We start from the raw sequence: 9562 nt of genomic DNA on the forward strand, positions 1-9562 counted from the left end.
TAACGGCGCACCCGTACCAACAGCGTGGTGGGGCGGTGACCGAACGGTTCGTGCGCAAGATGACGGGTAATCGTGTCTCGCGGCACGCCCTCTGCTCCGCACGACTGGCACCACGGATCCGCTTGAACGACACGGCACTTGATCACCGCCCGCTCAGAGTCCAAATGCTGCCCGACGGCTTCGAGCCCGAGCTCCTCAAGACGGCAGAACGTGGTCAGATCAGGCGCAGCGAAGGTAGCGTGGAGCATCGTCGAGGTCTTTCAGATGGGCAGTGTAGGAACTTCCATCATCGGAAGGCCTCGACCTCTATCCCGCCACCGACGCGCCAGACCCGCTCACGCCGGCTACACCCTCAATTACGAAGAGCCGGTTAATTTCACACTCATGCAACTAACAAAGAAGTTCACGCTCAGCCTTGCCCTCGCCGGGCTCCTCGGAACAACCATTGCTCCGGCGAGCGCCTCGATCATCCCCGAGTCCGACAGCGCCACACTGTCCGCCACGGTGCAGGAGTTCCTCTCCTCCGCCGGTGATTCGATGGACGTCATCGTCACGTTCGAGGACCGGTCAGGCCTCGACGCCCTCGCCACGATGGACCCGGACGTACAGACCACCCGGACGCTGGACATGGGCCTGGCCACCCTGTCGCCGGCGCAGATCCGCGAGGTCGCGTCCTGGGCCTCCACGCGCAGCGTCTGGGACAACGCCGTGGATGAGCTCTACCTCGAGGACAGCATCGGCATGATCAACGCCGACGACGTCTGGGCCGGACAAGGACTCCGCGGCGCCTATGACGGAACCGGCGTCACCGTCGCGGTCACCGACACCGGCGTCGACGCCACCCACCCGGACCTGCCACACGGCGACAAGGTCATCCGCAACTTCGCGGTGGTCGGCGATCCGTTGAGCGACACCAACGTCGCGTTCGTGGACAACCCCACCACCAATGACGACCACGGCCACGGGACCCACGTCTCCGGCACCATCGGCGGCACCGGCGCCGCCAGCGACGGCAAGTTCACCGGCGTCGCACCCGGATCGGACATCATCAGCTTCAAGCTCGGCTCAGCCAATGTGCTGTCCTGGTGGGCCATCCAGTCCTACGACTGGATCCTCACCGAGGGCGACGAGCACAACGTCCGCGTGGTCTCCAACAGTTGGGGCGGCGGCGGAGGCGCCGACTACGATCCTGACGATCCCGTGAACATCGCCACCAAGGAAGCGTTCGACGCCGGTGTGGTCACCGTCTTCGCAGCCGGCAACTCGGGCAGCCCCAACACGATGGGACGCAATTCCGTTTCACCGTACGTCGTAGCCGTGGGCGCCGCGAACAAGGACTTCACGCTGGCCAGCTTCTCCTCGACCGGACGCCCGGACGGCAACCAGAACCGCACCGCAGGCGAGGGCCTCTACCGCCCGACGATCACCGCCCCCGGAGTCGACATCGGAGCCGCCCGTGCATCCACCGGCGCGCAGATGTCCTCGGGCGCCGTCGTCGAGAACCCGTTCTACACGCGGGCCAGCGGCACCAGCATGGCCACCCCGCACGTCTCCGGCGTCGTCGCGCTCATGTTGGAAGCCAACCCGAGCCTGACGGCGGCCAACGTCATCAGCATCCTCGAGTGCTCCGCGACCGAGATGCCCGGGTACGCGTCCTTCGAGGTCGGTGCCGGCATGCTGGACGCCCAGGCCGCCGTCGCGATGGCGGAGAAGGGTAAGACCACCTGCAGGTCCTCACTGTCAGTCAACGGTTTTGAGCCGGTCGGTGCGGAGCAGACGATCAGCGGGACGGTGCTGCCCGGCGGCTACGCCGTGGACACTGGCGTCTCCGAGGTCGACGACGCCTTCTGGAGCTACCACGAGGTCGAGGTCAGCGAAGGAACCGACGCCATCCACACGCAGATCGCCTGGGACAACCCCGCCGAGAACATCTACCTTCACCTGTACGACCCGCAGGGCAACGAGGTCGGCGCGTCCGCTGGGCTCCTCGCCGCACCGATCACCGAGCGGGAGGTCCTGGTGACCTATCCGGAGCCGGGCACCTGGACGGTCGGCGTGGTCGGCCGGGTCAATACCGTCACCCCGTATACGGGGTCCATCCAGTTGTTCACGGAGGCGTCCACGCACCCGGGTAAAAAGTAGCCACCACCCAGCCAACAATCAGAACGACGGCGGCCCGCTCAAGGAAGCGGGCCGCCGTCGTTCTGTTTTGGAAAGTTGCCACTCGCCCAGTGAGGACAATCGAGCAATCAGTAAGTTGCTTGCCTCACAGCCTGGCGAACTGGTTCACGGGATAACGTTCTTCGCTGCCTCTGCACCGATGGCGATGTCCATATCCTGTAGGGACCGCGGCTTCGCACCAGCCTGATGAAACACGCCTTCAAGCGACTTGAGCGGTGCGCCGACCGGTTCCATCACGCACCGGCCGTCGGACGTAAACGCGAAATTCACCCTGGTGCCCGGCTCAATGGCAAGTCGCCGACGAACCTCGAGGGGCAGTGTGACGCGACCTCTGCTGGATACCCGTGCGATTGCCATGGCTCGAACTTACTGCCGATTCCGTCATCAGGGAACCGGCAGTAAGACCGAAGGAAAGCGAGAGAACCTTAGGCGTCGACGATGATGACCGTGACCACAGGCTTGCGGCGCAGCGAGCGGTCGGACCAGCGCACCAGGGCCTCAGCGATGGCGTGCTCCGCGTCGGGGCCGGTCTTCTGGCCCTTCAGCTGGGCGAGGGTCTTCTCCACAATGTCGGTGGCCTTGTCCAGCTCGCCGTCCTTCGGGGCCCAGCCCACTGGGAAGAACTCCGGGTCCTCCTCCAGCTTGCCGTTGTCCGGGTTGACGATGGCCAGCACGGTGAGCGCGCCGTCCTCGGCCAGGCGGATGCGGTCCTGCAGTGATTCCTCGGTGGCGGCGCCGGCCACCATGTTCTCCACGTACACGTAGTCCGCGGTGACCTTGCCGGTGACGCGGGCTACGCCGTCCTTGAGGTCGATCGTGGTGCCGTCCTCCACCACCAGGGTGTTCTTCGGCTCCACGCCGGTCCGGATGGCCAGCTCAGCGTTGGCCTTCAGGTGGCGGTGCTCGCCGTGGACCGGCATGACGTTGCGGGGACGCACGAGGTTGTAGCAGTAGACCAGCTCGCCGGCGCTGGCGTGCCCGGAGACGTGGACCTTCGCGTTGCCCTTGTGCACCACGTTGGCGCCGAGCTTGGTGAGGTCGTTGATGAGCCGGTAGATGGACGTCTCGTTGCCCGGGATGAGCGAGCTGGCCAGCAGCACGGTGTCGCCCTGGGTGAGGTCGATCATGTGGTCCTGGCTGGCCATGCGCGCCAGCGCGGCCATCGGTTCACCCTGCGACCCGGTGCAGATGATGACGGCCTTCTTCGGGTCCATCTTGTCGAGTTCCTTGAAATCCACCAGCAGGCCGCGCGGCACCGTCAGGTAGCCGAGCTCGCGGGCGGTCTTCATGTTCCGGACCATGGAGCGGCCCACAAAAGCGACCTTCCGCCCGTACAAGTGCGCCGCGTCGATGACCTGCTGGATGCGGTGGATGTGACTCGCGAAGCTGGAGACGATGATGCGGCGCGGCGCGGTCCGCATCACCTCATCGATGGCCGGCGCCAGGTCCTGCTCGGAGATCTGGAAGCCCGGGACGTCGGCGTTGGTGGAGTCGGGGAGGAACAGGTCCACGCCCTCTTCGCCGAGGCGTGCGAAGCCGGCGAGGTCGGTGATCCGGCCGTCAAGCGGGAACTGGTCCATCTTGAAGTCGCCCGTGGCGAGGACCAGCCCGGCGGGGGTGCGGATGGCCATGGCGAGGCCGTCCGGGATGGAATGGTTGACCGCGAGGAATTCGAGGTCGAACGGCCCGAACTTCTTCCGGTCTCCCTCCTTGACCTGCACGGTCTTGGCGGTGATGCGGTGTTCCTGCAGCTTGGTCTTGATGAAGGCCAGCGTCAGGCGCGCGGAGATGATGGGGATGTCGGCCCGCTCGCGGAGCAGGTACGGCACCGCGCCGATGTGGTCCTCGTGCCCGTGGGTCAGCACCAGGCCGACGATGTCGTCGAGCCGGTCCCGCAGGTAGGAGAAGTCCGGGAGGATGAGGTCGACGCCGGGGTGGTGTTCCTCGGGGAAGAGGACGCCGCAGTCCATGATGAGCAGCTTGCCGCCGAACTCGAACACGGTCATGTTGCGGCCGATTTCCTCGAGACCGCCCAGTGCAACGATGCGCATGGCACTCTTGTCCAGCCTGGGCGGTGTCCGGTCAGCTCGTGTTGAGGAGTGGTGGCGTGAAGTCCTGGTCATGGGATCCGATCTCTTGTGACGGGCGGCTAACCCGGAGCTCAAATACCGGCGGTAAGGTGCTTCGTGGCGGGAACGCCCTGCTGGGCCGCGGACCCGCGCTGCATCAGCGATCGGGGACGGCCATACTTTGTACCGACTTTATCACCGTGCCGGGCACAGCCGACGACGGCGGCGGTCCCGATGCGCGCGGTCCGCGTCTCTTGGGCAGGCTGCTAATTACTCGCGTTCAGTGCTGCTGGCGTGTTTGCCACTCATTGCCGAATGCAGTTTCTGATCGCCACCGGTGCGAGCTGGCCCTCGTTCTGCCTTGGTGGTGAGCGTCCCGCCGCCCTTATAAGAGGCGATCAGTTCGATTCGACGCGGGACCGGCTTCCCATCCCGAAGGAGGATATCCCGTTGGGCTTTGGCTGCCGCGACGTTGACTTTTCTAACCTTGCCCATCTGAGGCTCCCTCAAGCTCTTCGACATCGATGTCTGAATTCAGCACGTCGAAAACGTTGAAAATCATCACGCGGTCGTCCTGGTTGATCCATTCTACGGCTGCCAGTGAATTGAGCACAGAGATCGCTACCAGCGCCCGTGGCTCATGCGGCGAAAACAACTCTTCGGCAGCCCAAGTGAATCGATTCCACCATTGCTCACGATCCGCCAGTAGCTGCGCTGCCTTTCGCGTGGAGCGGCCTTGGTGGAGGGTGACCAACACATTAATCACCCCAACCAACAGGACCACAGTCCCAGTGACAACCGCGGCCATCACATTAGTTGAGAAGGATATCGGGACTACTTCTCCTGCGGCCGTGAGCACCCCTAAAGCATAACGAGCCCCTGCGCCTCAGGTTCACCGAGCGCTCGTTACTGTGGATAACGTCGAGCTGCGCCCTCCCGCCAACCTCCCATTTGGATCAAAACGATCGTTTGTGAGAAGCTTCACAGGTTTTGGTGTGGTGCCGGCCACTTCGTTCACCCACGACGGCGGCACTCACCACACTTATCTACGCTCTTTCCTGGAGGGATCCCACACTTATGAGCGATGTTTTGTCCGCCATCAACGGCGTTATCTGGAGCGACTGGCTCGTCTATCTCTGCCTCGCCACCGGCGTCTACTTCTCCGTCCGTTCCCGCTTCCTGCAGGTGCGGCACATCAAGGGAATGGTCCACCAGATCCTGCGGGGTGAGAAGTCCGCGTCCGGCGTCTCCTCGTTCCAGGCCCTGGCCATGTCCCTGTCCGGCCGCGTCGGCACCGGCAATGTCGCCGGTGTCGCCACCGCCATCGCCTTCGGCGGACCGGGCGCACTGTTCTGGATGTGGACGGTCGCATTCCTGGGCGCGTCGACGTCCTTCATCGAGTGCACGCTGGGCCAGCTCTACAAGACCCGCGACCCGCTGACCGGCGAGTACCGCGGCGGCCCGGCCTACTACTTCTCCCGCGCGTTCGCCCACACCAGGGGTGCCGGGTTCTTCAAGGTCTACGGCTACGTTTTCGCAGCCGTCACCGTCCTGGCGGCCGGCGTGCTGATGCCGGGCGTGCAGGCCAACTCGATGGCCACCGCCATCGGAGGCGCCTGGACCGTTCCGCCGCTGGTTGTCGCGGTCGGTTCCGTCATCCTCCTCGCGCTGGTCATTGTCGGCGGCGTGAAGCGCATCGCCAGCGTCGCCGCCTTCGTAGTGCCGTTCATGGCCGTTGCCTACATCCTGCTCGCCATGATCGTGGTGTTCGTCAACGCCGCCCAGCTCCCGGAGATTCTCTCTCTGGTGTTCCGCAGTGCGTTCGGCATGGATTCGGCTCTCGGCGCCGTAATCGGCCTGGCCGTGATGTGGGGCGTCAAGCGCGGCGTCTACTCGAATGAGGCCGGCCAGGGAACGGGGCCGCATGCTGCAGCGGCCGCCGAGGTGTCGCACCCGGCCAAGCAGGGCCTGGTCCAGGCCTTCGCCGTCTACATCGACACGCTGTTTGTCTGCACGGCCACGGGCTTCCTGATCCTCTCCACCGGCGCCTACCGCGTCTTCGCGGGAGGCACCGAGGACGGCGAGGTCCTCGTGGAGGGCGGTCTGCTCTCGGCCACGGCCACGGCAGGGCCCGAGTTTGTGCAGACCGGGTTCGACTCCGTCTTCCCCGGGTTCGGCGCCGCGTTCATCGCGATCACGCTGATCTTCTTCTGCCTCACCACGGTCATCGCCTACTACTACATGGCGGAGACCAACCTGCGCTTCCTGGTGGGCAACTCCTCGCACCGGATCATCCCCGGCATCCGGGCAAGCGTGGGCCGCGTGACCACCCTGGGCCTGCAGGTGGCGATCCTCATCGCCGTCGCCTACGGCTCGGTGAACACCGCGGCCGATGCCTGGGCAATGGGCGACATCGGCGTAGGCCTCATGGCCTGGCTGAACATCATCGGCATCCTCATCCTGCAGAAGCCCGCCCTGGCGGCGCTCAAGGACTTCGAGCGGCAGCAGAAGCTCGGCCTCGATCCGGTCTTCGACCCGAAGCCACTCGGCATTGTCGGGGCGACGTTCTGGGAGTCCTACAAGCCGGCAGGCCGGGAAAAGGACGACCGCGAGAAGGAGTCCGTGCGGAGCTAGCACTCCTTCTTCGCAAGCCACACCAAAGAACGACGACGGCGCCCGCTCCGGTGGGTGTCGTCGTCGTTCTTTGGTGAGAGCTCCGCGACGCTATCTCACGCCGCCCGGGACCCGAAGCGACCCACGGGCCTACTGAGCCAACGCGAGTCGCAGCGACTGTCGCGACGTAATTATCGGACATGAAACGACGGAGGCCATTCGCGAATTAGCAAAGGGTCAGAGGCAGCGGAGCGCAAGCACGGGCGCGCGACCGATTCGTTGGGCATTCGCTTAACCTTTCAGGCGTCTGAAGGGCGTACGCACAATGCGCCCCAAGCGGCGTACGTCTAAGTTGGACCACGGCGTGGCGCACTTCACACTCATGCAGCGCCCGACTCCCCCACACCAAACTGCGCCGACAGCAGCGGCAAACTTAGCGAGGATTTATGCGACTTTCTCAACCGGCGCCAACGCCGGACACTTCCCTTTTAAAGGTCCTCGGAAACTGGGATGCTCTCGCCCTCGGGTTCGGGGCGATGATCGGTTTCGGCTGGGTTGTTCTGACCGGCGGCTGGATAGCGTCGGCCGGCACCATGGGTGCGGTCCTGGCCATGGTTACCGGCGGCGTCATCATGGGCGTGGTGGGGTTGACCTATGCGGAGCTCACTGCGGCGATGCCCAAGGCAGGCGGTGAGCACAACTTCCTGCTGCGCGGAATGGGGCCGCGGTGGTCTTTCATTGGATCCTGGGCCATCACCGGTGGATACATCACGATCGTCGCGTTCGAAGCCGTGGCGCTGCCTCGCACCGCGCAGTACCTCTTTCCCGATCTCAGCCAGATTCCGCTCTGGGAAGTGGCCGGCTATCAGGTACACCTGACCTGAGCACTCGTCGGTGCGCTCGCCGCGGTGGTCATCACGGGAATCAACATCCTCGGGGTCAAGCTCGCCGGAACGGCCCAGACTTTCGTGGTGATTTTCCTTCTGGTCATCGGTCTCATGCTCGTCTTCGGCTCCTTCACCGGGGGTTCGGCCAGCAACATGGAACCCTTCTTCACGGGCGGCATGAACGGGTACTTCGCGGTCCTGGTGGTGGTTCCGTTCCTGTTCGTCGGGTTTGACGTCATCCCCCAGTCCGCGAAGAGGTCAACATTCCGGCCAGGCAGATCGGCAAGCTCGTCGTCGTCGCCGTCATCCTCGCAACGATTTGGTATGTCATGACCGTCCTGACTACCTCTTCGGCAATGCCTGCCAGCGACATAGCCCAGGCCGACATCGCAACCGCCGATGCCATGGGCGCACTGTTCGGCAGTGACCTGATGGCGAAGATCCTGATCGCCGGTGGAATTGCCGGCATCCTCACGTCGTGGAATTCGCTGCTCCTGGGCGCATCGCGGCTGATGTACTCGATGGCGCGCTCCGGCATGTTGCCGGCCTGGTTCGGCAAGCTCCACCCCAAGTACCGCACACCCGTCAACGCTCTCCTGTTCATCGGAGCGCTGTCCTTCCTGGCGCCGTTCTTCGGTGTGTCAATGCTTGTCTGGCTTGTGGATTCCGGCGCACCGAGCATCGTCATCGCGTACATTCTGGTATCCATCGTGTTTGTGATCCTGCGACGCCGCGAACCCCACATGGACCGTCCGCTCCGCGTGGGCGGCAAGGGCAACGGAGGCACGTTTATCGGTATCGCAGCCGCTGTCCTGTGCATCGCGCTGCTCAGCCTGTACCTTCCCGGCATGCCGGCAGCACTTACTCCGCCCCCGTGGATTCTCTTTGGCCTCTGGTGGGTCCTTGGAGCGGTCCTCCTCTTCCGTATTCCGTCCGGTATTGCTCCCGGTCAGGATGCTGAACACCGTTTGCTCGAACGCCTCAAGCAACGGAGCCCCGACGCAGCCAGAAGCATCTGATTGCGGATGCCCGCCAGGTAGTCTCCGGCAGGCACAGATGACGACGACGGCGGTCACCCGCCGTCGTCGTTTCTTAACTCCTGAAGAGGCCGCTCCCCCACGCTGCAGAAGCGAAGCGAACGACGGCGGCTGGCTGCGGGCAGCGATGCTTCAGACCTGCTGGTGGGTGAACGCCGAGGCTAAGTCCGGCAGGCAGGAGTTACGGTCTGCGCCGGGATTCGTTCTCCACCAAGTCCACCAGCGCATCGACACCACGCGACTCCGCAATCGCCCTGCCGATACGCTGCGCATGCTGCCCGTAGGACGGATCGGCGAGGACCTTGCGCACAGCCTTCGCGACGTCGTCGGGCTTGGCACGATTGGTGCGCAGGTCGATCCCGGCGCCCGACCAGGCGACGCGGGCACAAACTTCAGTCTTTTCCTCCGATTGCCCGGCAACCACGAGCGGCACGCCATGGCGTAGGGGACTGCCCACGTTTTGGTTGACTCGTGGGGTTGATAGTTTCTAGGCGGCTAGCGCCATGTTGTTGATTGTCTCAAACTCGATCGGGGTTAGTTTACCGAGGGCTTTCTGCCGTCGCCGGCGGTGGTAGGTTCGCTCGATCCAGGTGATGATGGCGAGGCGTAGTTCTTGGCGTGTTTCCCACCGTTTCCGGTTCAGCACGTTCTTCTGCAGCAGGGCGAAGAACGATTCCATGGCCGCGTTATCGCCGCATGCACCGACCCTGCCCATCGAGCCCTTCAAGCCGCTGGCGTGCAGTGCGGAGACGAACTTGCGGGACCGGAACTGACT

7 protein-coding genes and 2 pseudogenes are annotated in these 9562 nt (G+C 64.3%); 3 read left to right on the forward strand and 6 right to left on the reverse strand.

The genetic code is table 11. From position 1 onward, the window contains the following. A pseudogene (locus BLS52_RS17725) lies at positions 1–248 on the reverse strand (transposase family protein); the annotation flags it as partial. Between the two features lie 136 nt (positions 249–384). Between BLS52_RS17725 and BLS52_RS17730 the strand changes: the two are divergent. Further along, positions 385–2142, forward strand: a complete 1758-nt coding sequence (locus BLS52_RS17730; RefSeq protein ID WP_175460233.1) for a S8 family serine peptidase — start codon at positions 385–387, stop codon at positions 2140–2142. A 144-nt stretch (positions 2143–2286) separates the two neighbouring features. Here BLS52_RS17730 and BLS52_RS17735 read toward each other — a convergent pair whose 3' ends face one another. The 3 genes from BLS52_RS17735 to BLS52_RS17745 form a co-directional block, all read right to left on the reverse strand. Next, positions 2287–2538: an AbrB/MazE/SpoVT family DNA-binding domain-containing protein gene (locus BLS52_RS17735; protein ID WP_090588476.1), complete on the reverse strand. Its 252-nt coding sequence runs from the start codon at positions 2536–2538 to the stop codon at positions 2287–2289. Positions 2539–2606: 68 nt separating this feature from the next. Then, the gene (locus tag BLS52_RS17740; protein ID WP_425425052.1) at positions 2607–4304 is read right to left on the reverse strand and encodes a ribonuclease J; all 1698 of its coding nucleotides are present in this window, start codon (positions 4302–4304) and stop codon (positions 2607–2609) included. A 427-nt stretch (positions 4305–4731) separates the two neighbouring features. After that, positions 4732–5058: a hypothetical protein gene (locus BLS52_RS17745; protein WP_090588479.1), complete on the reverse strand. Its 327-nt coding sequence runs from the start codon at positions 5056–5058 to the stop codon at positions 4732–4734. Between the two features lie 269 nt (positions 5059–5327). Between BLS52_RS17745 and BLS52_RS17750 the strand changes: the two genes are divergently transcribed. Both BLS52_RS17750 and BLS52_RS17755 read left to right on the forward strand, forming a co-directional pair. Further along, positions 5328–6884, forward strand: a complete 1557-nt coding sequence (locus tag BLS52_RS17750) for an alanine/glycine:cation symporter family protein (protein WP_090588481.1) — start codon at positions 5328–5330, stop codon at positions 6882–6884. Between the two features lie 515 nt (positions 6885–7399). After that, positions 7400–8769, forward strand: a pseudogene (locus BLS52_RS17755) (APC family permease). A 199-nt stretch (positions 8770–8968) separates the two neighbouring features. Here BLS52_RS17755 and BLS52_RS17760 read toward each other — a convergent pair. After that, complete coding sequence (locus BLS52_RS17760) at positions 8969–9244, reverse strand: glycosyltransferase (protein ID WP_139186325.1); 276 nt, start codon at positions 9242–9244, stop codon at positions 8969–8971. Positions 9245–9274: 30 nt separating this feature from the next. Continuing rightward, positions 9275–9562: integrase core domain-containing protein (locus BLS52_RS17765; RefSeq protein WP_139186218.1), on the reverse strand; the 288-nt coding region annotated here is incomplete at its 5' end.

Source organism: Arthrobacter subterraneus, from assembly GCF_900099735.1.
GTDB classification, from domain to species: Bacteria; Actinomycetota; Actinomycetes; order Actinomycetales; family Micrococcaceae; genus Arthrobacter_D; species Arthrobacter_D subterraneus.

What these genes read in the sequence shown, in the direction of transcription:
- BLS52_RS17740 (WP_425425052.1), bottom strand. Translation starts at nt 4,304, where the DNA reads ATGACCAGGACTTCACGCCACCACTCCTCAACACGAGCTGACCGGACA.
- BLS52_RS17750 (WP_090588481.1), top strand. Translation starts at nt 5,328, where the DNA reads ATGAGCGATGTTTTGTCCGCCATCAACGGCGTTATCTGGAGCGACTGG.
- BLS52_RS17735 (WP_090588476.1), bottom strand. Translation starts at nt 2,538, where the DNA reads ATGGCAATCGCACGGGTATCCAGCAGAGGTCGCGTCACACTGCCCCTC.
- BLS52_RS17745 (WP_090588479.1), bottom strand. Translation starts at nt 5,058, where the DNA reads ATGGCCGCGGTTGTCACTGGGACTGTGGTCCTGTTGGTTGGGGTGATT.
- BLS52_RS17730 (WP_175460233.1), top strand. Translation starts at nt 385, where the DNA reads ATGCAACTAACAAAGAAGTTCACGCTCAGCCTTGCCCTCGCCGGGCTC.